Genomic DNA, 22,657 nt, shown 5'->3' on the forward strand with positions numbered 1-22,657 from the left:
GACCGAGCCGGCGTCGTCCTTCACGTCCAGGACGAGCCGGACCGCACGCTCGCGGAGCTCGTCGGGGTACTTCCTCGGTGCTGCCATGACTCCCAGCCTCCCGTGGCTTGAGAGCCTCCATCAATCCCGGGGCGGTTCAACGTCCGGCGCGCGAGCTCCGGCACCCGATAGCGCAGGAGGAGGTATCAAGCCCACGACCGACCACGGCGACGATGAACCCCGAAGCACGAGCAACGCGATCACGAGACCCGAATCCCACGATCACCACAAGGACCAAGACTCAGACGTCCAATCAACCCTCACAGCAATCACGATCAACGATCCACATCAACGACTCCTCCAACGCGCAAACCACCCCAACAACAACCCCCACCTCCATCAGACAGGTGCATTCGCGGGGCTGGCATCCGGATCGATTTCCTCGAGTTGGGCGCGCAATCGGGTTTCAAAGCGAGTAGCGGACTTCGTGTCTCCGCGGCGTACTGCAGCGGCGATAGCGATCTGGTGAAGCGATTCGTTGGCTGGGTCTGCCAGAAGGCCTCGGGCCACCGCCTTAAGAGCCGCAGTCAGTTCACCGGACTCAACATGGGTGACGGCGAGCTCGTAGGCGACGTCGACGATGGTGCTGATCATCTCCTGGATGTCGGCCTCCGCCCACGTGTACGTGGCAGGGTCGACCCCGAGGAACGGCCGTGCCCGGACGAGTTTGAGGGCAGCGGTCAGCGCCTCGATCCCGCCATCGGCCTGTCCCAGCCCCACACGCGCAAGCTCGAGGAAGTCGGTCCAGTCGCATCGGAAGTCGGGTGCGAGTCGGTAGCCCGCGTTTCCGGCGACCAGGGGCAGGTAGAGGTTGCCGTCGGGGTTGGCGCCCAGCCACGTGCGGGTGCGTCCGACGAGTGAGTTGCGCATGTCGTGGGTGACGCGCTTGCCGGAGAAGATTGCCTCGTCGATCTCGCTCGCAGTGGCTCCGGGGTGGAGTGCGAGGTAGGCGACCAACTCGATTGCCCGCGCGCGGCGGGTGGCATCGCTGGGCGTGCTGCCGGAAATCTCCGGACGTCCAAGAAGGGCGATACCGCGCCAGTCATTCGCGTCGCAAGGGAGGGTGCCCTCGAGGTCGTCCGCGTCGTCCGCAGTTCGGTTGGGACGTGGCGGCAACGCTGCGAGTACCTCGGTTCGTCGACTCCACAGTGCCGCGACCGGCATCGGAGTGACATCGAAGCCCTCGGTTGAGTCTTCGACTCCCTCGGGCGCGGGGTCGGGGGGCCCGAGGAGCGTCAGGATCTGCTTGTAGTCGCTGTCCATGAGACGCGAAGCAACGAAGGCGACGCCCATTGGGGTGAGAGTCGCGGTGCCGTCAGGGTGGAGCGTGATCTCCGTCGTTGATGCATTCGCAGCGTCGCGTCCACGAATGACCGCGACGCCTGCCCATGGGTTGGCTGTGACGTCGGTGTCGGTGATGAAGATTTCGGGCTGCCAGGCGTCCACCGAGCCGCCCTGTGCGCGGGCGGCCAGTACGTCGGGTGCCGTCTCGGCTTCGAGTAGCCGCGCCACCGACTGGAGTCTCGCGTTGGCTCGTCGGGCGCCGGCGTCGGTGCTGGTGGAGCAGACGCGGTCGGGGTCTGCGACGTCGGCGAGGTCGCCGAGCCACTCCGGCAGAGTGAGCGCGATGGCACTGGACAGCGGGCTGGTGGCGAGCTCGACGGCAATGGTGCGCATGACATCGCGCACCTGAGTCGGGTCGCCGTCCAACGCGAGCGTGCCGGAAGCTTCGAGGTTGAGCAGGAGGATGCCGTCCTCGACTGTCCCGACCGAGACCAGAGCCGGGTACGGCGTGATCGTCGCGGCTTCGGGTCGCTCAGCCATGAGCGTCGTGTCGAGCTGCCAGCGTCCGTCGCTGGCGAGGACGAACGGGGGAACGGCGTCTGCGTCCTCGGGGACGACGAGGGCGATGCCCCGCGAGTTGACGAGCACCGCATGGATGCGGGGCAGCGGGCGCCCCTTGATTCGGCACAGCTCACTGACCTGTGCCAATGCGTGCCCGAGGGTATCGAGCGTGATCGGCGTGTTGCTCGTGCGCAGGTTCGCCTCGGCTGCCGCGAGCGTCGGGTCGGGCATCGGGAGGCGTTGCCCTGGTCGGCGATGAGCTTGGAGTCGACGTCGACGACGCGTGACCTCGGCGATGGCGCCGGTCGCTGCGAGCGCTGTCAGCCCGAGGGCGAAGCGGCTGAAGTCAACACCGCTGGCGCCCAGGTCTGCGGAATCCACGCGAGGAGCGATTGCGCCCGGGCTTCCCGTCGCCGCGACCGAGGGGGCCTCCGATGGCTGGGTCGCCGGTGCGGCCTCGGATAGCCCGGGTCGAGGCACGTGCGGAGCGGCGGGTGGGACCGCTGCCACGTGCGGACCGACGGGATGCGGTGTGGATTGCGGAGTGGATGCCTTGACCGGAGCGCCGTGCGGGCGGTGAACGGGTGGGAGTTCGAGGATCCACCCGACGAGGATCTCGTCGGGATCGGTAAGGGCGTGGCCGTCCGCCTGGGGCCGGCCCTGGTTGAGGTGGAAGATCTCGCGGTAGCGCAGCGGATCGCCAAGATGGTCCTCGGCGATGTCCCAGAGCGTGTCGCCCCTGCGTACGACGTACTGATGGCCGTGGCTCTCCTTCGTCGCATGCCCCTCGGTCGTTGCGAGCTGCTGGGTGGTCGCGTGCTGCGGCGCCGGTGATGTCGCAATGGCGGCGGGCAGGATGAGCGTCCAGCCGGGGTAGATCCAGTGGGAGCTGGTGAGGGTGCGGCCGTCTGGCTGGGGGCGTCCGTAGTTGAGCTGGGCGATCTCGCGGAATCGGCTACCTGAGCCGAGGTGGGATTCGGCGATGGACCAGAGGGTGTCGCCGCGGTGGACGGTGACCGTGTGCGGGCCTGAGGTGCGGTGCGCGACGGGCGTGGGCGGTGTCGGCTTCGCTCCGCTGGTCGGGCTCGGTACCGGGTGCCTGGCTGGTGGCGTCGGTCGCGTCTGCGGTGCTTGCGGTGTGGCGGGAGTGGCGACGGATGCCTCGTGCAGCACTGTCACCGCGGCCGCGGTGCGTGTGCCGGGGGTGGTCGTGGCGGTGGGTGTGGAGAGCAGGAGCGCGGCGGCGGCGACGAGGCTGGCAGCGGTGCGTTGCGGCGCGGCGAGGAGCGGCATTCGCGGGGTTGGGATGCCGCGAAGGACGGCGCCGGCCTCAACGACGACCGACAGCGTGAACACGGCCCACGAGATCCAGGCGACGAGCGCGAGTGCGGCGAGGAACAAGTGACCGTCGTCGGGTCGGGTCAGTGCGTTCGCGATCCCTGTCCAGCTCAGGGTCGGCCATCCGTGGACAGGGGCGACGATCGCGAGCACGAACGGGATCCCGATCACCAAGGCGAGGAGCGCGCCCAGCGCGACAAGGCCGGTCACTGTGTCGCGCAGTCTCCGCCGTCCTGGCGCGTCTGCGGTGTTGACGACCGGCTGGCGGGTGGGGTGGTGGAGGGTCATGGGGTCGCTCCGGTGACGCCGCGGACGAGGGTGGCGGTGGCATGGCCCTGCACGGTGATGCGGGTGATGCCGATCAGGCCGAGAAAGGTCGTGGGTGCGCTGCTCGTGGCCGTCACGGTCAGGGTGCGTCCGCCGTCGGTGATGACGGCGGTCCCGGTAACCCCGTGCGAGGTCAGGTAGGCGGTCGCGGCGCGGGTCGCGGCCCGGGTGTCCAGCGTGGGCGCATCGCCGGCAATGGCTTCGTGCACCGCGATGGCTTGTCCACCGGTACGTGCGGCGTCGGCGGCGAGGGCGTCGGCGCGTTGGATGGCGCAGACCTTGGTGCCGCCGTCGACCACGAGTCCGATCAGGACGAGCAACCCGACGACGGTCAAGGACAGGAACAGGGTGACCGAGCCGCGGTCGTCCGACCGCAGCCGCCTCAGCAGTGCCTGAGTCGGGGTCATGTGCGAGCCCGGTAGGTGTCCAGCGGGCTGGTCGCGCTGGCGGTCTCGACGCGGCTGCCGGGTATGCCGGGCACGGCCAGGGACGCGAGGGCGACGGTGCAGCTGAGGGTCACCGTGACCTGGGCCGGGCGGCCGACCGGGACCGCGAAGCCGGTGGTGTTCACGGTGACGCGCGTTCCCGCACAGTGCAGGTCCCCCGCCGCGAGTTCGGCATTGGCGGCTTGTCGGGCTTGCGTTTGGGCGGTGGCGGGGTCGCGGGCGAGGGAGGCGGCTCGGGCCGCGGTCTGCGCTGCGTGGTCGAGGGCCTGGTGCGCGATCTCGACACGTCCCGCGACGATCACCAGACCGAGCAGGACGAGGACGGCGGGGGCGAGGACGGTGAGCTCGAGGGTGACCGACCCTGTGTCGCCTGCGTGCTTGGTGCTTTGGCGGGTCATGGGTTGAGGTCCGTGGTGAAGCGTTCGACCGGTGACTCGGCGGTCTGCGTGACGGGCAGTCCCGGGAGGCCGGGCAGTACCGACAGGGATCTGCCGGTGACTTGGATGCGGATCAGGGTCGGCGTTGACCCCGAGCTGCTCACGGTCGTTGCGGTGAGGCTGTCTGCCGCCTGTTCGTTCAGGAAGGCTCGGGCTCGAGCGGATCCGGCTCCCGTGGGGGCGTGGTAGGCGGCGCCCGCGGTGGCCCCTTCTTGGGCGGCGGCCATCGCGAGGTTGCGGGCGTAGAACCAGAGGCCGCCCTGCACGATCACGAAGACCAGGAGTAGTAGGACGGGGCCGAGGATCGCGATCTCCAGGCTCGCCGATCCGCCGTCCCCGCGCGCGTGTCGGGGGCGGTGCTGGGCTCGCTGGTGATCGCGCACCAGGGCTACTTGATCTGGTCGGTGCGGCGGGTGACGGCCAGGGTCAGGGCGGTGACCAGCAGTGTGGCGATCGCGACGAGGCCGAGGGCGATGATCACCATCTCGAGGGTGGAGACGCCGTCGTCGCCGTGGGCTCGTTGTGCCAGGCGGCGCTTGGCGCGGGTGGTCAGGCCGGCGAGCAGGATCGTGGCGGGGACGAGAACGTCGTTCATGGCGGGGTCTCCTGTTCGATGGGGGGTCGTGCGTGGTGGCGGTCAGCCGAAGAGGATGCGGGCGAAGGCTGGGTAGCCCAGCAGTGCCATGAAGGCGATGCCCAGCAGGGCGACGGGGACGATCATGTGCTCGCTGGCCGTGTTCGCGGTGGTGGCGTCGGCGGCCAGCAACTGGGTGCGCAGGGAGGCGGCGCGGGCGCGCAGGGTGGCGTAGACGGCGGCGCCGTCCTGGCCGGATAGGCGCATGATGTCGGCGAGGTCGTCGAGCTCGGTGACGCCGATCCGCAAGGCGAGGTCGGCCAGCCCGGTCCAGGGTGGTTGGCCGGCGAGCTGGGCGCGGGTCAGCGCGTCGCAAATCCGCGCGAACGGGGCGGCGTCGGCGACGGTGGCGGCTCGTTCGAGGGCTTCGACGGTGCCGGCGTCGCCGGCACGCTCGAGGGCCACGAGTTCGAGGTAGGCGCAGACCGCGTGACGCATCGCGTGCCGCTCCGCGGTCGCGCGGCGCCGCAGGTCCAGGTCCGGGACCAGGAACAGCACGGCCCCGAGGCCCAGGGAGGCTGCGATGGGGATGACCAGCGGCGGTGTGACGCCGAGCACCAGCATCGTGGTGGCGAGGACAGGCGGGAACGCCAGACCCATCAGCGCATAGCCGACCTTGCGGATGGCCAACGCCGGGCCGGTGTCGCCGACCAGGTCGAGGTCGCGACCCAACCGCGCCGAGCCGAGACGGTTGTCCAGCTCGACCGCAACGCGCGAGTCAGCCCACCGGCTCGAACCTGTCGACGCGGGTGCGGGACGGGCGGTCGGGGCGCTGCCCTCCAGCCGCGCCAACGCCGCCGTGAGGTCCGGCGTCTCGGGGATCAGGGCCCGCACGATCAAGGCGATCCCGCCGCCCACTGCGGCGCCCGCCAGGACGACGGCAGGGCTGATCACGAGACACCGCCTCGAACGTCCACAAGCGCAGCGGCCGTGACACCGTCGGCATCGGCGCCGAGCGGGAGCAGCAGGCGCGGCTGCGGCTTCGTGAGCGTCAGCGCGCGCATCCACGCGAGCGCGGCGATGAACATCACCGTGATCGTCGCCAGGACGAGTTGACCGAGGACGGTCCCGTAGGGGGCGAGGTAGGTGCCGTTCAACGATCCGACCGCGACGACCCCCAGGGTGATCAGGGTGACGGCGCGGGCGGTGGTGCGCGGTTTGGCGCGCTCGGCCTCGACGCGGCGACGCATCGCGACCTCCTCCCCGACCGAGTCCGCGACCGCCGCCAGCACCCGAGCAAGGCCTGGGCCGCGACGGCGGGCACCGAGGATGAGGGTGGCGATGACCAGGTCGGCGGTGGCGTCGTCGAGGTCGTCGGCGAAGCCGCGCAGCGCGGACTCGGTCGGCCACCGTGCCGACAGCCGCGCGGAAAGGGTGAACACCTCGGTCTGCAAGCGGGCCGGGCAGGTCCGGACGGTCGCGGCGATCGCCTGCTCCAGACCGACGCCGACGACCAGGACATCGGACAAGCGCCGGGTCCATTCCTCCAACGCCTCGACCTTGTCGATCGCGGCCGCGGCCTCGCGCGAGGTGGACAGCAGGATCGGCAGCCCCCACACGGTGACCGCCACGATCAGCGCCGCGACCGGCCACCCGGTGACCAGCCATGAGGCCATGCCGGCGACGGCTGCGGCCGCCCACCGCCACCGTGGCGTTCGCCGATTCAGCCGGTGGGTCGTGCTGCGCCGTGACTTCGTTCGCGGCCGGGCGGCGAGAGTGTTGGCGGGCAGGACGCCGGCGACGATTAGCACGAGGCCAAAGACGGCGACCGCGCCAGCGAGGGCGGCGAGCAGCGGGGTCATGGCCGCGGCTCGCGCAGGTCGAGGGTGCGTGTCCAGGTGCCGGCGCGGTGCTCCAGGAATCCGGCGTCGAACCCGACGTGCATCAGCTGGGGCAGGCAGGCCGGTGGGTGCATCGGCACGGCGCGACCGTCCAGACCCGGACCGAACACGGTCGTGACGGCTGGGCGGCCGAACTCGCCCATCCCGTTGACCTCGAGGACCTCGGACACGAACCGGTGCCGAGATCCGCCGCGGGCGGTGTCGTCGAGCAGAGTCACGTGGACCAGGAGGTCGACGGAGCCGGCGACCAGTCGGTAGGCGAAGGTGTCGGTCATGCCGATGTCGGCGGACAGGCACAGGGTGACGATGCGGTCCAGGGCGTGATGCGCGGTGCGGGCGTGGATCGTGCAAAGCGACCCGTCGCCGGTCGACATCGCCTCCAGCATCGGGACGGCCTCGCTGCCGCGGACCTCGCCGACGATGATCCGGCGCAGGTTCATCCGCAGCGAGTCCACAACCAGGTCGGTCAGCGTGACCTCGCCGGCACGGCGACCGGAGGCGTCGCGTTCGCTGGAGCCCTCGCGGGCCTCCATCGCCACCACCCGCGGGTGCCGGTGCTCGAGCTCGTGGAGATGCAGCTCGTACTCGCGCTCGATGGTCGCGAACCGTTCGCTGGGTTCGAACTCGTTCGCGAGCGCGCGGATCAGGGTGGTCTTGCCCGCGTTCTGCAGCCCGGTGACGACGATGTTCTTGCCCGCCCGTAGCGCAGCGCGCAGGAACGCAACCAGTGCGGTATCCAGCGTGCCGAGGTCGACGAGGTCGTCGAGGTCGACGTCGCGGACCCGATGCCGACGCACCACGACCTGCGGTCGCGGCGTGGTCCACGCCATCGCCGCGAGCCGGGAGCCGTCGTCCAGTCGCAGGTGCAGCCGCGGGTTCGCGGTGGTGAACGTGCGCTCCGAACCTCCGACCCGAGCCGCGAGGAGCTGGAGGTGCTCGAGGAGCTCCTCGTCGGAGTCCGCGACCGGCGGCCCCGGCTCCTCGCGGCCGTCGGCATACGAGACCCAGACCCGGTCGTAGCCGTTGACCTCGATGTTCTCGACCAGCGGGTCGTCGACCAGCGGCTGCAACCGGCCTAGGCCGAACAGGGCTGCCATCACTGCCTCGGCGAGCGCGTACTCGGTCTCGACGTCCCATGCTGGCTCGCCTGCCTGAAGCCGGCCCCGAGCGTGAGTGGTGAGAGTGTCGGCGAGCAGGGACCGGGTGAGTTCACGTCGTGCCTGGGCGTCGGCGACGGGTTCGGCCTGCAGGTGGGCAGCGAGCTGTTCGGCGACCTCGCGTCGTAGCCGCCGGACGAGGTCGTGGTCCACTGCTGGCGCCGTTGGGGCGGCTGCGATGGTCAGGGGCGGGTCCGGCCACGACACCGGCGATGGACCGGTCAGCTCGTCGAGGTCCCAGTGGCGCAGCGGCTCGGTCACGACGCCACCCCCACGGTCGGAACCGGCGGTGGCGCGCCGGGGGCGGACGAGGTGACGGACGCCTCCGCCACCGCTGTCGGCCCGGCGACCGCCTCCGCCGTCATGCCGTGCAGGGAGCGGGCGACGACGGACACCGAGCGGATCAGGGCGGAGCGCGCGAATCGCCGTGACATCGGTTCACCGTCCGACAACACCGCCGCGGCCCCCGCGTCCCACGTGATGGTTCCGGCGAGTTCGACGCCGAGGGAGTCCGTCACCTCGTCCGCCGGGTAGGGGCGTCGTTCCCCGACCACGACCGCTGCCACGCGTCGCGTGGCCACGTGTCCGTCGTTCGTGTCGGTGAGGCGGCGGACGACCGGGCGGGCTGCGGCCACGGCGCGCAGCGACGAGGGGGTCACGAGGACAACCGCGTCCGCCCGCGCCAACAGCGGATGAGCAGCGCCCGGGACCAGGCGCCCGAGATCTGCGATCACGTGGATGTCGCGCCTCGTGCTGGCCAGCTCCGCGAGGGTCGACCACAGTCCGTCGAGCCGAGCACCCTGCACGCTGCCTGACAGGCCGGGCAGCACTAGACGGCAACCTGTCCCGTCGAGGGCGAGGCCCGCGCTCATGAGGGCGACGTCGAAGGGCTGACTGCGGGCGGCGGCGAGGGCAGCGACTCCGACGTCGGGACCGACCGTGCCGCGCAGGAACCCGCTCGCGACATCCCCACCCATGGGGTCCGCCTCGACCATCACGACACAGTCATCGCCGGTCAGTGGCCAGGTGTAACTCAGGGCCAGCGCTGTCGTGGTGACGCCCGGGGACCCCTTCGCCGAGCACAACACGATCAGTGCCATGTCAGCTCGCCCTCGGCTCGACGACCACCGCGATGCGACCGGTAGCCGCCCGCGCCGCCAAGGCCGGGCCGTCGCCAGTCGCGACCGTCACGTCGACCACGGAGACACCGTTGAGGTCGGCCGACCCGACTCGGACCACGGTCGCCGAGATCGTCGACGGCGGTCCGGTGGGCGGGTCCGCGTCCGCCGCGGGGGTATCCACGACCAGGATCCGGTCGCCGGCCACCAGGCCGCCCGCCGGCATCCGATTGGCCGGGACAGCGAGACCGACCAGCAGCTGGCCCGCCGCAGGCGGCGCGGCCGTGGTCAGCGACGACCGCGACAGCAGCGTCCCCGCAGGCAGGTTCGTCGCGGCGGTCATCCCGACCACCGACGACTCGTCCGCGGCCGGGACGACCGCGACGCTCGAGTCGACGGACACGTCGGTCACGGCCAGGTCCGACTCCGACACGGTCGCCCCGAACGGCACGTCATGAGCGAGCACGAGGACGGGCGTGTGCTGGCCCGCGGAGCTGACCAGCCAAGCGGTCATCAGTGCGCCAAGCGCAACAAGGGCCACGCCGAGTGCCAGAAGGGCTGGACGGCGTCGGGACTTCGGGGCCACTACACGCGGGGCGGTCGGCATCGGTCGAGACGCGGTCGACTCCGCCGGGGCAGAGCCGTTCATCACCGTGGCCATCGCTGCACCTCGCTGGGGGAAGAAGGAACGATCAGGACGTCAGCACCTGCAGCTCACCGATGCGCACGCTCGTGCGCGACACTCGCGTCACCGTCAACACGCCCGACTGCCCGCCGCCGGACCAGGCCACGCGCCACGTCGTCGTCGCGGTGACCGGGTACAACGCGCCGGGCATCGACGCCGACGACCGCACGTAGGTGTGCCCGCATGTCGGCGACGACGTGGACGGCGACGACGACGTGAACGGAGTGCCCGGGCCGTCGCACGTGACCGTGTGACCGTCGCCCATGTCCCACACGATGCGCACGGCCTGCGCGGTCGCCGACACGGTCAGGCCGGGGATGGACGCTGATGCCGAGGTCGGACCCCACGTCGACGGCGACACGGTCGTCCACATCCAGACCGGAAGCCCTACGAGTCCGGTCTTCCCCGCCGGCGGGGCCATTCCGATCACCGGGCCATCCAGCCGCATCGTGTCCAGCGCCCGCTGCGCCAATGTCGCGGGTGACACGGTCGGCCCGTACCCGTCAGGCGGGTTCGGCAGCCACACCCAGCCCCCACCAATTCCGCCGCCACCAAGGCACGTTGCGACGTACACCTGACCGTTCGGGTAGTGGCCGTTCCACACGGGATCCGTCGCGGGCGGCTGCGGCGCTGCGGCCTTGAAGTAGCAGCCCTGAGAGTTGCTCCACCAGCCCCAATTGGCGTCGTAGCAGGGAACCGCCTCATGCGTGTTGGGGACGACGCAAGCGGGCGTCCCGCCACTACCGCTGCCGCCGCCTGGGGATGGCGACGGAGACGTTCCCGGGCCCTCCACTGTGATCACGCAAACGGGCTGCGTCGGAGGACAGGTGACGCCACCGCCGCCGCCGGCGGAAGCGCTCGGAACGCCCCACACGAGCACGAGAGAGATGACACCCACCGCGACCGCAGTCGCGCGTGTCAGCACGTCTGATCCCGGTGAACGACGGACGTGCTGACAGCCCATCTACCGCCGCTCAAGGCGATCGTCGAATCGACGACCACTCGCGGCGCCTGACCCGGGGCAAGAGCCGACTTCCCTGAAGCGACATAGACCGGCTTCCAGTTCGTGGAGTCGACGCAGTCAACTACGGACACGAGCCCACCTGCGCTGTCGATCGACGTCACGTGGGGGTTGAGCTCCGGCGCACCGCGCATGGCGATGCCGTTCTGGCGGAACAGCAGCAGGGTCGATTGCGCTCCCGCTAGAGCCTTGCCCTTGGCGTAGCGAGCGAGGTTCGGGTCTTGCGGCTTCGCGGGGTCCGCCTGCGATCGCGTCTGAGCCGCCCAGTAGCCGTGATACGCCGCAAGAGCCTCGTTCGCCGCCGTCGGCTCCGCGCTGCTGGTCGAGTTCGTCACCGAGTTCGATGGGCTCGGCGACGTGGTGGTCGATGAGCTACTTGGTGAGGACGGCTCGGTGCTGCAGGACGTACTGAGCATGACGAGCATGCAGGCCAGCCCGCACAGCGTGGTCATTCGCGAGCGCGAACCGCGTCGCATGTTCATCACCGCCTCGGCCAGCGACTCGATGAGACTTGCGGGTGCGGCGGGGGCGACCCCCGTCGTCCGAACTTTGTACCTCCCGCAACCGAGGCGCGCGACTGGTTCTTTGCGATCTTGCGGATAACTCCACGCAACGTGACGTTGTGGATGGCGCCTGGTTGCTGAGCCGATCACTGGCGGTGACGAGGGCCGTGCGCCGGCGTGTTGGTTCACGACGCGGCCGCGATCGCCACGGTGTTCGTCGCGCCATGTCGGGTTGGCGGGCTCGGCAGCCAGGAGCATCGGGTGGATCGCAAAGCGGCCGCGAGCTCTTGGTTGTGGTCGGCGCGGAACGTAGCGTCGGTGGCGAGTCGCTGGATGAGGCCGATGTCGACTCCGCCGAGCAGCACGGTGACGAGGCGACGGACTTGCCAGCCGGGTAGGTCCAGATCTGCGGCGAGCCTCCGCCAGCCGCCGATGATGTGGGCGGTGTCGTGGTGGCGTGTCGAGCGCTCAGCGACGGCGAGTACCAGTCGTCGGGCCTGGGGTCGTTCCCAGCCGAACTCGACCAGCTGGTCGACGACGAGGTCGATGAGCGGGGAGTCATCGACCAGGGCTCGAGTCTCGGGCAGGTCCTGGAGTTCTCGGGAGAGCTCCTCGAGGCTCACCGGGGGCCGGCGGTCGTCACGGGAGGCGTGGTTCAGGCGCCATGCCTTGCGTGCCGGGATGCCCCAGGACGCGGCCATGATCTCGCCGCGTACGGCTCTGCGAGCCGTCACCCAGAGGACACCCCATGGCGAGGGCACAGTTCGGATGAGTTGGGAGTTGAGGACCTCCCAGACCGCCTGCCACGCCGTGGCTTCGGCCTGTGATGCCGTTGGCCCCCGCAGACCCTGGGCTTCGATGTGGGGAAGGACAATCGTGGCGCGGACGTGGCGGAGCAGGGTCTCGCCGGGGCTGCTGTCCCAGCCGGCGGCGTCGATGGTGTCGAGTTGGGCGAGCAGGGATGCGCGATCGCGGGTGGCGGGACGGTGTCGTCGCAGGGTTGTGCTGGAGAGCGTGGACATGCTCACCTCCAGGTCGGGGTTCGGACCTGGCCCACCTTGCTCACGGAGTCCGTCATCTCGTCCGCCTTGGGGGTTCACGTCTGTGACCTGCACGAATGCCTGACGGCGGACGGGCTCGCGGCGAGACGACGGACGGAATGACGGACGTCGGGCCTGCTCGGCGGGGCAGCGGCCCGGTGATTGCTTGAGGGGGCGGACGAGATGACGGACGAGCGGCTTCGCCCGAAGCCCGCCGTAGCTGACCTGCCGATCACGAGGCCGTGATACACGCCTCGCCTAGATCCCGATGGCGTCCAGGGAGATCGGCTCGAGGGCTGGAGCTGGACGCACAGACTGGTGAGTGAGCGGTCGGAGCCCCGCGTAGGCGGCCAGGACCGGCTCGATGTCAATCGCGGAAGCGTGGACGTAGCGTCCTTCGAGCTTGGCCGTGACCAGGGCGGGGCTGTCGGTGACGCGGTCGCCCTCGAGGTGGCGGGCGTGGATGAACACCATGCCCCGCGCGGACTGGGCGCGCAGCGCCACTCCGCTGCACGTCGCGATGTCGTGGCACGCATTCAACAGGTGCTCGGCGACCGCCGGGGCGTCGCGCCGTGGCCCGTCAGCGTGGACGCCCTTGGCGTCCCGGACCACGGGGAACGCCGCCTGGGCAGCCGCAGCAAGAGCGTGAACCTCGGCGCGTACGGCTGAGGTGACGTTCGCCGCCGAGCCCAGCCGCGACAGTTGATGCACGGCCCCGACCCAGCCGGCTCGGTCGCGAGCCAGTGAAGCCGGCCCTGTGCTGCCGAGGGTCATCGGGTCGGCGTGAGCTACCAGGTGCGTGTGCACCACGACTGCGGCCGCGGCGTACTCGGTGAGGTCGAACACGCTTCCTCGGTGCGCGTGGCGGGAGAGGTTCCACACTCCCAGCCTGAGCCTGGCCATTCGATCCTCGAGCTCGACCCTTGGGTCCCCGAGGCGCACCGGCGGGCGTGCCACGGTAATCGTGTCGAGTGATGCGGAGGTGACGGCGAACCCGAGCTCTTGGCGGGCGACCTGATGCAGCTCGTGGGCGGCTGTGTCGACTCGATCCAGCGCCGGGAGGCGTCGTGCCACCGAGCGCCACGGCAACCCAGCTTGGCCGGCTCGGAGGGCCAGATCCCGGTCGGCGGAGCACAGTGTCGACACCATGTCGGCGAGGTAGGAGTACCCCACCGCGCGGACTGCTCCGTCCGACCAGGTTGCCGCGTCCGGGGTGCGCGGCAGCCCGGTCACTGCTTCGTGCGTGGCGAGCAGGTCCCCTGCGGCTCCAAGGGCGCGTGCCGAGGCCCGCCAGGACGCGCAGGGCTGGCCGTGGCCCGCCACCGATGGCTCCGCGGGCGGACGGACGGTGGCAAGCGCCTCGACGAGTCGCAGGGCTGCCCGGTCCGAGGGACTGGTCCAGTCCGACCATGCCATCCCCTGGACGCGGCGGGGTCCTCCTACCAGGCGCTCGACGTGAAGGCGAACTGCGGCGAACATCTCGCGGTAGGCGGCAAAGGCCGCTTCGGCCGCAGGACGATCGGTGATCCGCTCCGTGACCAGGCCGAGGGAGGCCCCGGCCGTGTGTCGCTGGGCCACCCTCATCAGGTCCCCGTAGGTGGGGCGAGAGGCGCTCACGGTCGGGGCAGCTTCAACCGGTCGAATACGCGCGCGAGACCATGTGCGACGCGGGCGAGCGCAAGGAGCTCCGCGTCGGAGAGGTCGTCCACTGCGGCAACGCCATCCGCCACCAGGCGCAATGCGTCCTGTAGGCATGCGCCCACCGCGGCGAACGGATTGGCTCGATCGCGAGGAGCGCAAGGGAGCGGCGCTGCGCTGAGCCGATCGAGCGCCGGCGCCTCCTGGTGAAGCTGATCCAGGGCGTCGCGCAGATCGAGGGCGGCCAACGTGCAGCTCAGGTCGGCATCGATGTCCGCGTCGAGCGTGAGTTCGATCAGCGCATCGTGGGCAGCCTCAATCAGAACTGAGATCCGACGGATCAGCAGCTCGGGCGCGCGCTCGGAGCTTGCATCGACGATCGCCATGACTTACCTCCCGGAGTAGGCCGCGAACGTGCCCAAGTTCCGGACCGGGTCCTTCCGCCGTCACGCGAAGAGCAACTTCTCGGTGGATGACTCGGTCTCAGAGGGAGGTGTGCAGAAGTTGAACGCGAGGGCCAGGCATGGCCGACTCGTCTCGAGGAGGCGCGATTGGCCGACCTGGTTGCAGCTGCGCCGCAGTGGAAATCGGGGGGGTGTAGACACCGAGGCGTTCTGGATGCGAGGGACCTCGCCGTCGAAGGCAGGTACACCTCCATGCCGGCCGGTCTGTGCAGACTGGCAGAGCGCCGCTTGGCGGCATCGGGCCCTTCCCGGAGAGCCGGAACACCACTGGTCGGGTCGAAGAACTGGTCATGCCCGGTGCCTGGCCGGGTGCGCGGCGGCCGGCGTGAGTGCTGGCGGATAGCGCGCATGGACTGTCCGTTTATCGGTGCTTTTAGTGTTCTCAGGAGTTCCGTTGCTCGCTCTGAGTGAACTTCGGGTCTGACTGTCGGACGTGACTGCTACTTTTCTGCGAGGAAGGGGGTTCGTTAATGGTCGATGTGTTGGTGACCGGAACGGACGAGTTCGACAAGCCTTTGGGTGCCCTGGTAGGGGTCTCCCGGTTGCGGCTGGAACGCACCCACATGGAAGCTGCTGTTGCGGAGGTCCGGTTCGTGCCCGGACGGGAGGAGCTGTCCGAGGCGGACGCAATCCACGTGTGGAACGGCCTGGGGAAAGCGTCCCTGCCGGTCTTTGAACGGCACACGATGAACACGGTGAATCTGACGGTCACACCCAGTGGTGCGGACCATTCCACTCAGGTTCAACATGGGTGGGTCTTGGCGACCAACGACCGGCGCACCGCTGTCACGTTGCTCCCGTCAATGGTTGTCGTCCAGACGTCCGCGTATGACCACTACTCGACGAGTCTCGGCAACCCGCTCACGGAGGCGCTGCGGCTGTTCGTCGAGGCGACCGGTGCTGCTGTCGTCCAACGCATCGGGCTGCGTTACATCAACCGGCTTCAAGACGCCGAGGCTGTGGCACCGGTGTTCTGGCAGGACCATGTTCGGCCGGCGTTCGCTGGCCCTCTCGTCGGCGAAACCGCCGCGCTGGTCGAGGCGCTCCATCAGCAGGTTCAGCTCCAGCTCGATGCGACCGCTGGTGCCCGTGTCCAAAGCGGGGTCTTCCGGGAGCAGGGCGTGGAGAGCCGGTACAGCTTTCTGGTGGATCTTGATGTGTACCGGGAGCAGGCATTGGACTTCGATGAGACGTTGATCGCGAACATGACTAGGCAGTTGAACCGGACAGCGCTCGCGTTGTTCGCACAGGTGCTCTCGGAGAAGTACTGGGCTGAACTCGGCCCTGTCCCGGTTGAGGGGGTGGCGAGGTGACTGCGACGACGATGGCTCGGCCCACGGGCACGTTCCCCGGGTTCGACCTGCCGGACTGGGCAGCCCATGTCGTCAAGCGCCCGTCACCGACGAATTTGAACACCGACATCATCACCCGGGAGATAGCTGAGGTAATCGCCGCATGGGACGCGGGGACCCTCAACGCGGTCGAGGTCGCCCCGGAGTTCCCGCAGGACCCCGTCGAAGCGGTCGCGTTCATCAAGGAGCTGCTGGGCGTCTCCCAAGACGATGTCCTCAACGCGGTCGGAGTGAAGGAACGTACGTTCTTCGGTTGGAAGCAGGAAGGGCGCCGTCCCCGGACCGACAGTCTCGGGGCGCTGTGGCCGATGGTTCAGGTCGTCGGCAGGCTCAACGACATCCATCCGAGTCTCACCGCGTGGTTCCACACCAGTGACACCGCCCAGATTGCATTTCGTGCCGGAGACGTCAACGGGCTCGTGATGGCCGAGCTCGACTTCAACCGGCGCATGTTCCCGTCCGCACCAATGTTCGTCCCCGCTGACGACACCCACACCGACGACGAGCACACCGAGACACCGACCCGCACCCGGGTCGGGTTCACGTCCGAGGATGTCGATGAGGTCCTTCTCCCCGCGAGCAGGCCACCCGGCAATGACGAGTGACGCTGATCTGACCGGGGGTCCCTCCGCTGAGGTGGGCCTCTGGTCGGTGTCGGCGGTCACCCCGACGGACTGGTCACAGTTCACCGAGCAGCTCGACCAGTGGGAACAAGGCCACCTCCTCCTTGACCTTCCACTGACGTGGTTGACCCCGTCGGGCTTCGACCCGGTCACAGGGGTCACGTCCACGTCCGACGAGGTGAAGCCCGCCTACTCGACGCTCGCCCGCACGAACGCGTTCATCATCGCGAGCCAAACGTGCGACATCGGTGCTCTACCCCCAGGGGACAAGCACCCTTTCATCCTTGCCGCACCACTCATCCCGTCGACCACCATGTCACGCGGGCAGGCGAAGAAGGCGTCCGAGTTCGGGGTCGGCTATCTGTTTCCGACCGTCGCCCCGCCCCTCGGGGAGACCGGGGACAGCGACGTGGCCTGGTTCGCGGACCTTCGTGTTCTCGTTCCCCTGTCGAAGGGAGTCCTCCTCGACCGGATCCCAGCGCCCGGGTTCGCTGACGAGGCGACCGCGTTCAAGTTCGCAACAGCGGTCGCCTACAAGTTCCGCCGACCCGCGCTCCACCCGATCCTGTCGGAGGACCTGCCACGGCTCCTCGATCAGTTCATCAAAGAGACCGGGCTGACGAAGTCCGCGTTTACACAGACCGAACAGGTGCGGCTTCGAGTCACCGATGGGGAACTCCTCCACGCGAAAGCCGTCCAGGTTCTCGTCCTCGGCGAAGTTGAACTCACCGACGGGCAGCAGGACATGTGGCGCGGCTGGGAAGCACGCGGGAAAACCCTGGTGCGGGGCGCTGAGATGGAACTCGGACCCACCCTGTTCACCACCGCTGAGAAGCTCTCCGCCGCGAACTACCGCACCACCATTCCTCTACGCCTGGACAACCTCGGCCCCACCCCCTGGTGGTAGACCGCGCCACGCGCGCCAGGCAGCTCCTGCCGGGCGAATGACGGCATCCGCCATTGAGTTTCTGGCCGAATGCACTCGCTAGGGCTGGTCCGCATGGGGGAGGTCACGCGCAGCTGCCGCGCCGGGAGCGGGTTCCAGCGGGTGCCAGTGCTTCCCGTTTGGTGCCGTACCGGTCCTTCTTGACATCTCCGGTGACGTCCGGTTCTGATGGCAAATTGATGGCAAATGATCAAGGACCCCAGTGCCAGAGGCGCTGGGGTCCTTGTCCCACAAGGGATTTCGCGTAGCGGGGGCAGGATTTGAACCTGCGACCTCTGGGTTATGAGCCCAGCGAGCTACCGAGCTGCTCCACCCCGCGTCGATCGGGCCGTGCCCGACGCAGGGCATCACCTTACGTCGGCGCCGCGCGGCGCGGCAAATCGCCCCGGGCCGTCGGACGCAGACCCCCGGTCCCGGACAGTCGTCAGGCGGCCGCGGCGGACGCCGAGGGCGACGGTGGCGAGGTGGCCGCCGCCTGCGGGGTCGCGGACGGCGAGGCGCTCGGCGAGGCGGTCGACGTCGACCCGGTCAGCGCCGCCTGCGCGGCGGCGGCCGCCGCGAGGGCGCGCTCGAGACGCTTCTGGGCTGCGCCGTAGGCGGTGAAGTCGTTCGCCGCGAGCGCCTTCACGCCCGCGTCGTAGGCGGCCTGCGCCTCGGCGAGGGCCGCGGTGAGCTGCTGCTGAAGCGTGAGCTGGCTCGACGGCGAGGGGGACGGCGATCCCGTGCCGGTGTCGCCGCCGTCACCGGTGCCCGGTGGGACGACGACGCCCGAGCCGCTGAACACGCTCGCCAGCGCCTGGCCGAGGGTGTCCTCGTAGGCCACCTTGTTGCCGAACCCGGCGAAGACCTTGCGCAGCAGCGGGAAGCCCTCGCTGCCGGCCTGGCGGACGTAGAGCGGCTCGACGTAGAGCACCCCCCCGGCCACCGGTAGGGACAGCAGGTTGCCGAACACGACGTCCGAGCCGCCGGCGTCGAGCAGGGTGATGTCCTTGGACGCCACGGGATCGCTCTTGAAGTTGTTCTGCACCTGCGCCGGGCCGGGGATCGTGGTGGTCGACGGCAGCTGGAGGACGCTGATCTTCCCGTAGCCCGGGCCCGGTTCGCTGTTGACCGCCATGAACGCCGCGAGGGTGTTGCGTTTCTGCGGCGCCAGCGTGGTGGTGAGGGAGAACACCGGCGTCGCGGAGCCCACCGGCTGCACCTGGAGGTAGTACGGCGGCTGCGCGGCGACCGGCGCGGTCGCGCTCGTGGTGGGGTCGTTCGGTACGGTCCAGAAGTCGTTGCCGGTGTAGAAGCCCGTCGGGTCGGTGACGTGGTAGCGCGTGAAGATCTGGCGCTGCACCTTGAAGATGTCCTCGGGGTAGCGCACGTGCTCGAGCACGCTCGGCGGCATGCTCGACAGCGGCTGCACCGAGCCCGGGAACGCCTTCATCCACGTGGCGAGGATCGGGTCGCTCTGGTCCCACTGGTAGAGCGTGACCGTGCCGTCGTACGCGTCGACGGTCGCCTTCACCGAGTTGCGGATGTAGTTGACGTTGTCGCGCGTCTGGCCGGCGACGTTCTTGGCCTGCGTGGTCAGCGTGTCCGTCGTCGCGTCGCCGAAGGAGATCGGCGTCGAGTTCGGGTACTGGTCCGTGGTGGTGTAGCCGTCGACCACCCAGAGCACGCGGCCGTCGGCGACGATCGGGTACGGGTCGCCGTCGACCTGCAGCCACGGAGCGACCTTCTCGACGCGGTCGCGCGGGTCGCGCACCTCGAGGATGCGCGAGTCGCTGTTGATCAGGTCGGACAGGATGATGTTGCTGTCCTGGTACTTGATCGCGAACAGCAGCCGGTTGAGCGGCGAGCCGACCGGGATGCCGCCGGTGCCCGTGTAGGTGTAGTTCGTGGAGCCGGAGTCCGTCGCGTAGTCGAGCTCGCGCGGCTCGGAGCCGGCCGGCGCGCCCACGATCGAGTACTGCGGCGAGTACTCGCCGAAGTAGATGCGCGGCTGGTCGATGGTGAGCAGGCCTGACGGCGGCAGCCCCTGCTCGAAGAACGACGGCGCACCGGCCGACGTCACGGTGTTGTCGTACGCCGCCACCACTCCGAAGCCGTGGGTGTAGACGACGTGGTCGACCGCCCAGCTGCGCTGGCTGGGGTCGATGCCGTTGAGGTTCACCTCGCGCACGCCGATGACCGTGCCGCGCTGCTTGTCGCCCAGCGTGTAGCGGTCGATGTCGAGCGAGTCGGGGAACCGGTAGTAGGTGCGGTTGGCCTGGTACTGCTGGAACGTCGGCCCCACCACGGCCGGGTCGAGCAGGCGGATGTTGTCCAGCGTGCCGGAGCTCGCCTTGATCGCGTCGGTGCTCGCCGACGGCGAGGCGGCATAGTTCTGCACCGTCACGCCGTCGAGCCCGTAGGCGGCACGCGTCGCGTCGATGTTGTTCTGGATGTAGGGCGCCTCGCGCACCTGCTCGGTGGGGCGCACCTGGAACTGCTGCACGAACGCCGGGTAGAGCGAGCCGATGACGATGGCCGAGCCGGCCAGCAGCACGAGGCTCGTCGTGGCGAGGGTGAGGCCGCGCCGGAAGGCGCTGACGAAGAACAGCACCGCGCAGATGACCGAGATGTACATCAGGATCGTCTGGCCCGGGATGAGCGCGTTGGCGTCCTTGTACGTGACGCCGGGCACGAAGTCGTCGGTCGAGAGCGTGACCTCGTAGCGGTCGAGCCAGTACGCCGCGGCCTTGAGCAGCACGAAGACGCCGATGAGCACCGCGAGGTGCGCCTGGGCGGCCCGGCTCATCCGGTCGTCGGCGGGCTGGAGCCGGATGCCGCCGTAGATGTAGTGCACGACCAGCGAGGCGAGGAACGCGAGCACCACTGCCGCGAACAGGAAGCCGACCACGAACCGCAGGAACGGCAGGGTGAAGACGTAGAACGACAGGTCGACGCCGAACACGGCGTCGGTGGTGCCGAACGCGGTGGAGTTGCGGAAGAGCAGCCAGTCCTTCCACTCCGAGGTGGCGCTCACGCCGGCGAGCAGCCCGAGGATGAGCGGGATCCCGATCACCGCGACGCGGCGCAGCGGGTCGAGCGCCTCGCGGTAGCGCTCGAGGCTGGCCTGCTCGGGCGAGAGCTGCCGGAACACCGGCCGCACCCGGTAGGCGATCCACATGTTGACGCCGACGATCACGGCCATGAGGCCGCCGAAGACCACCAGCAGCGCCAGGCGGGTCAGCAGCTGCGTGCTGAACACGTTCGTGGCGTCGACCGACTCGTACCAGAGCAGGTCGGTGTAGAAGCCGGAGAACAGCGAGAAGCCGAGGACGATGACGCCGATGACGACCAGGGTCCAGATCAGGGCGCGGTTGCGCCGGGACCTGCTGGCGGACGCGGGCCTGCCACCGCGCCCTCCACCGGCTGCGGGCGAGGCGAACGTCACGAGCAGCACCCTACGTGGCGGTCCAACGGCTTGCCCTTCCGGTCCTCGCGGCACAATCGACGTCGTGAGCAGCCACGACGCACCCACTGGACCCGACGAACCCGCGGACTCCGGCGTTCCCGCCGCAGACGAGCCGACGCAGGCCGCGACCGGTCACGATCGGGTCACGGCCGCGGCGGCGGAGCTCCGTCTGATGGACCTCGCCCGCGAGATCGAGCGGCACGTGGGCTCGGAGGGCTGGGACCAGCCGGCGCGGATGTTCGCGCTGGCGCGCACCGCCGAGCTGGTGGCACTCGAGCCCGCGCTCGCCGCCGTGCTCGAGGCGGAGGCCGCCGACCCGCACTCGCTCACCCCGATCGAGCAGGAGCGGCTCGACACCTCGCGCCCGCTCGACGAGGTGCTCGCCACCACGACCTGGCCACCGGAGGTGGCCGGCGCCGCGCTCGTGCTGGAGCGGATCGTGCTGCCGCCGGAGGTGGAGGAGTCGCTGCCCGACGACGAGGCCGAGCTCGAGGCGATCGTCGCGGAGCACCCGGACCGCCAGGACGTGCGCATGGCCGTCGTCGTGCTGCGCGAGGGCGGCCGGATGTGCGTGCTGCGGCTGCGCTCGCACGACGAGGACGCCGACGTGCTCGTGGGCGCGGACGTCGTCCCGCGGCTGGCCGACGCGCTGGCGGCCACGCTGCGCTGACTCCCCCGCCACCAGCAGGGGACGCGGTCAGCCCGTGCAGGCGGGCACCGGACGGCCCTGGAGGTAGGCGCGGATGGCGTCGACGGCGTCGGACAGCGTCGACACCTTCGCGACGGTGAGCCCCGCGGGCACGCCCGCGTCCAGCACGTCGCTGCAGTTGGCCGCCGGGGCGAGGAACAGCGTGGCGCCGTTTCCGCGAGCGCCCACCATCTTCTGCGCGATGCCGCCGATGGCGCCCACGGCGCCCTCCGGCGTGATCGTGCCGGTGCCCGCCACGTAGCGGCCGCCGTTGAGCTGCCCCGGCGTGAGCTTGTCGATGATGCCGAGGCTGAGCATCATCCCGGCGCTGGGGCCGCCCACGCCGCCGAGGGTGATCTGCAGGTGGAACGGCGCCCGGTAGGTCTCGCTGACCGCGATCCCGAGGAAGGCGCGGCCCGGGTCGCGCGGGTTCGACGTCGCCGTGATGCGCTCGACGTGGGTGTCGGTGTCGGACCGCTTCACCCGGACGCTGACGGTGTCGCCCGGCTTCACCCCGGACATGGCGGTGGAGACGTCCTGCGGCGTGGTCACCGTGGTGCCGTCGATCGCGAGGATCTGGTCGCCGGGCTCGAGGTGGCCGTCCGCCGGCTCGCCGGTGAGCACCGAGGAGACCACCACCACCTTGTCGACCGGCCGGTGCAGGTAGTTCAGGGCGGCGGCGACCGAGTCCGACGTGCTGTCGGAGAAGTCGCGGGAGTTCTGCTGCTGCACCTCCTGCGTCGTCACGTCGTCGGGGTAGAAGGCCTCGCGCGGCACGACACGGGTGCTCGGGTCGGCCCAGCCGGCGAGCACCCGGCCGAGGTAGACGCCGGTCTCGGGGCCGCCCCGCTCGTTCACCGTCGTGAGGTCGAGATTGCCCTCCGTGGGGAACGTCGGCGTGCCGCTGATGTCGATGAGCGGCTTGCCGTCGACCTCGCCGATGGTGTTGAACGTGGGGCCCGGCGAGAGCTCGACATAGGGCAGCGGCACCAGCACGCCGACGGCGAGCAGCACGGCGCCGAGCCCCCCGGCGGCCCCCAGCCAGAGGGAGCGTCGTACGGCCAGGC

21 protein-coding genes and 1 tRNA gene are annotated in these 22,657 nt (G+C 69.9%); 4 read left to right on the forward strand and 18 right to left on the reverse strand.

The annotated features are described in order from the left end of the window. Positions 1-378: 378 nt before the first annotated feature. The 15 genes from GC157_04735 to GC157_04805 form a co-directional block, all read right to left on the reverse strand. On the reverse strand, positions 379-3,510 hold the full coding sequence (locus GC157_04735; GenBank protein ID MBI1376776.1) for a LysM peptidoglycan-binding domain-containing protein: 3,132 nt from the start codon (positions 3,508-3,510) through the stop codon (positions 379-381). Then, complete coding sequence (locus GC157_04740) at positions 3,507-3,956, reverse strand: hypothetical protein (GenBank protein MBI1376777.1); 450 nt, start codon at positions 3,954-3,956, stop codon at positions 3,507-3,509. The genes GC157_04735 and GC157_04740 overlap by 4 nt, the downstream gene beginning before the upstream one ends. Beyond that, entirely contained in the window at positions 3,953-4,393 is a 441-nt protein-coding gene (locus GC157_04745) for a pilus assembly protein (protein MBI1376778.1), read from the reverse strand. Before GC157_04745 ends, GC157_04740 begins: the two co-directional genes overlap by 4 nt. Then, positions 4,390-4,815, reverse strand: a complete 426-nt coding sequence (locus GC157_04750) for a pilus assembly protein (protein MBI1376779.1) — start codon at positions 4,813-4,815, stop codon at positions 4,390-4,392. Before GC157_04750 ends, GC157_04745 begins: the two co-directional genes overlap by 4 nt. A 5-nt stretch (positions 4,816-4,820) precedes the next feature. After that, entirely contained in the window at positions 4,821-5,027 is a 207-nt protein-coding gene (locus GC157_04755) for a hypothetical protein (GenBank protein MBI1376780.1), read from the reverse strand. A gap of 42 nt (positions 5,028-5,069) precedes the next feature. Further along, positions 5,070-5,960: a type II secretion protein F gene (locus GC157_04760; GenBank protein ID MBI1376781.1), complete on the reverse strand. Its 891-nt coding sequence runs from the start codon at positions 5,958-5,960 to the stop codon at positions 5,070-5,072. After that, positions 5,957-6,868 (reverse strand): hypothetical protein, encoded by a 912-nt coding sequence (locus GC157_04765; protein ID MBI1376782.1) that lies wholly within the window; start codon positions 6,866-6,868, stop codon positions 5,957-5,959. The genes GC157_04760 and GC157_04765 overlap by 4 nt, the downstream gene beginning before the upstream one ends. Next, positions 6,865-8,250 carry a CpaF family protein gene (locus GC157_04770; protein ID MBI1376783.1) on the reverse strand — a complete coding sequence of 462 codons (1,386 nt, stop codon included), beginning with the start codon at positions 8,248-8,250 and terminating at the stop codon, positions 6,865-6,867. The genes GC157_04765 and GC157_04770 overlap by 4 nt, the downstream gene beginning before the upstream one ends. A 71-nt stretch (positions 8,251-8,321) precedes the next feature. Further along, positions 8,322-9,041: a hypothetical protein gene (locus GC157_04775; protein MBI1376784.1), complete on the reverse strand. Its 720-nt coding sequence runs from the start codon at positions 9,039-9,041 to the stop codon at positions 8,322-8,324. A 124-nt stretch (positions 9,042-9,165) separates the two neighbouring features. After that, positions 9,166-9,843, reverse strand: coding sequence for a flagellar biosynthesis protein FlgA (locus GC157_04780; GenBank protein ID MBI1376785.1), 678 nt, complete (start codon positions 9,841-9,843; stop codon positions 9,166-9,168). A 31-nt stretch (positions 9,844-9,874) separates the two neighbouring features. Continuing rightward, complete coding sequence (locus GC157_04785; GenBank protein ID MBI1376786.1) at positions 9,875-10,669, reverse strand: ATP/GTP-binding protein; 795 nt, start codon at positions 10,667-10,669, stop codon at positions 9,875-9,877. A gap of 116 nt (positions 10,670-10,785) precedes the next feature. Beyond that, positions 10,786-11,370 carry a hypothetical protein gene (locus tag GC157_04790; protein MBI1376787.1) on the reverse strand — a complete coding sequence of 195 codons (585 nt, stop codon included), beginning with the start codon at positions 11,368-11,370 and terminating at the stop codon, positions 10,786-10,788. Positions 11,371-11,576: 206 nt separating this feature from the next. Beyond that, entirely contained in the window at positions 11,577-12,413 is an 837-nt protein-coding gene (locus GC157_04795; GenBank protein MBI1376788.1) for a hypothetical protein, read from the reverse strand. A 276-nt stretch (positions 12,414-12,689) separates the two neighbouring features. After that, the gene (locus tag GC157_04800) at positions 12,690-14,015 is read right to left on the reverse strand and encodes a hypothetical protein (protein ID MBI1376789.1); all 1,326 of its coding nucleotides are present in this window, start codon (positions 14,013-14,015) and stop codon (positions 12,690-12,692) included. Positions 14,016-14,044: 29 nt separating this feature from the next. After that, a complete protein-coding gene (locus GC157_04805) occupies positions 14,045-14,455 on the reverse strand; it encodes a hypothetical protein (protein ID MBI1376790.1) in 411 nt (136 codons plus the stop codon). A 548-nt stretch (positions 14,456-15,003) separates the two neighbouring features. Here GC157_04805 and GC157_04810 point away from each other — a divergent pair. From GC157_04810 to GC157_04820, 3 genes are read left to right on the forward strand one after another with little or no spacing between them, the layout of a single operon-like run. Then, positions 15,004-15,846 carry a TIGR04255 family protein gene (locus tag GC157_04810; GenBank protein ID MBI1376791.1) on the forward strand — a complete coding sequence of 281 codons (843 nt, stop codon included), beginning with the start codon at positions 15,004-15,006 and terminating at the stop codon, positions 15,844-15,846. Next, on the forward strand, positions 15,843-16,490 hold the full coding sequence (locus tag GC157_04815; protein ID MBI1376792.1) for a hypothetical protein: 648 nt from the start codon (positions 15,843-15,845) through the stop codon (positions 16,488-16,490). Before GC157_04810 ends, GC157_04815 begins: the two co-directional genes overlap by 4 nt. Further along, entirely contained in the window at positions 16,444-17,415 is a 972-nt protein-coding gene (locus GC157_04820) for a hypothetical protein (GenBank protein MBI1376793.1), read from the forward strand. The genes GC157_04815 and GC157_04820 overlap by 47 nt, the downstream gene beginning before the upstream one ends. Before the next feature lie 284 nt (positions 17,416-17,699). On the opposite strand, the gene GC157_04825 is transcribed toward GC157_04820, so the two are convergent. Next, a tRNA-Met gene (locus tag GC157_04825) sits at positions 17,700-17,773 on the reverse strand. Between the two features lie 105 nt (positions 17,774-17,878). Next, positions 17,879-20,881 (reverse strand): UPF0182 family protein, encoded by a 3,003-nt coding sequence (locus GC157_04830; GenBank protein ID MBI1376794.1) that lies wholly within the window; start codon positions 20,879-20,881, stop codon positions 17,879-17,881. A 193-nt stretch (positions 20,882-21,074) separates the two neighbouring features. Here GC157_04830 and GC157_04835 point away from each other — a divergent pair, with 193 nt between their 5' ends. Next, positions 21,075-21,572 (forward strand): hypothetical protein, encoded by a 498-nt coding sequence (locus tag GC157_04835; protein ID MBI1376795.1) that lies wholly within the window; start codon positions 21,075-21,077, stop codon positions 21,570-21,572. Between the two features lie 27 nt (positions 21,573-21,599). Here the strand turns inward: GC157_04835 and GC157_04840 are convergent, their stop codons facing one another. Then, positions 21,600-22,655 carry a PDZ domain-containing protein gene (locus GC157_04840; GenBank protein MBI1376796.1) on the reverse strand — a complete coding sequence of 352 codons (1,056 nt, stop codon included), beginning with the start codon at positions 22,653-22,655 and terminating at the stop codon, positions 21,600-21,602. Positions 22,656-22,657: the final 2 nt, after the last annotated feature.

The organism is Frankiales bacterium (assembly GCA_016125335.1).
Taxonomy (GTDB): domain Bacteria; phylum Actinomycetota; class Actinomycetes; order S36-B12; family CAIYMF01; genus Longivirga.

Excerpts from the sequence above, each read along its gene's own strand:
- GC157_04740 (MBI1376777.1), bottom strand. The coding sequence starts at position 3,956 with ATGACCCCGACTCAGGCACTGCTGAGGCGGCTGCGGTCGGACGACCGC.
- GC157_04810 (MBI1376791.1), top strand. The coding sequence starts at position 15,004 with ATGGTCGATGTGTTGGTGACCGGAACGGACGAGTTCGACAAGCCTTTG.
- GC157_04745 (MBI1376778.1), bottom strand. The coding sequence starts at position 4,393 with ATGACCCGCCAAAGCACCAAGCACGCAGGCGACACAGGGTCGGTCACC.
- GC157_04795 (MBI1376788.1), bottom strand. The coding sequence starts at position 12,413 with ATGTCCACGCTCTCCAGCACAACCCTGCGACGACACCGTCCCGCCACC.
- GC157_04835 (MBI1376795.1), top strand. The coding sequence starts at position 21,075 with ATGGACCTCGCCCGCGAGATCGAGCGGCACGTGGGCTCGGAGGGCTGG.
- GC157_04800 (MBI1376789.1), bottom strand. The coding sequence starts at position 14,015 with ATGAGGGTGGCCCAGCGACACACGGCCGGGGCCTCCCTCGGCCTGGTC.
- GC157_04805 (MBI1376790.1), bottom strand. The coding sequence starts at position 14,455 with ATGGCGATCGTCGATGCAAGCTCCGAGCGCGCGCCCGAGCTGCTGATC.
- GC157_04775 (MBI1376784.1), bottom strand. The coding sequence starts at position 9,041 with ATGGGTGGGGATGTCGCGAGCGGGTTCCTGCGCGGCACGGTCGGTCCC.
- GC157_04765 (MBI1376782.1), bottom strand. The coding sequence starts at position 6,868 with ATGACCCCGCTGCTCGCCGCCCTCGCTGGCGCGGTCGCCGTCTTTGGC.
- GC157_04780 (MBI1376785.1), bottom strand. The coding sequence starts at position 9,843 with ATGGCCACGGTGATGAACGGCTCTGCCCCGGCGGAGTCGACCGCGTCT.
- GC157_04790 (MBI1376787.1), bottom strand. The coding sequence starts at position 11,370 with ATGAACATGCGACGCGGTTCGCGCTCGCGAATGACCACGCTGTGCGGG.
- GC157_04820 (MBI1376793.1), top strand. The coding sequence starts at position 16,444 with ATGAGGTCCTTCTCCCCGCGAGCAGGCCACCCGGCAATGACGAGTGAC.
- GC157_04755 (MBI1376780.1), bottom strand. The coding sequence starts at position 5,027 with ATGAACGACGTTCTCGTCCCCGCCACGATCCTGCTCGCCGGCCTGACC.
- GC157_04735 (MBI1376776.1), bottom strand. The coding sequence starts at position 3,510 with ATGACCCTCCACCACCCCACCCGCCAGCCGGTCGTCAACACCGCAGAC.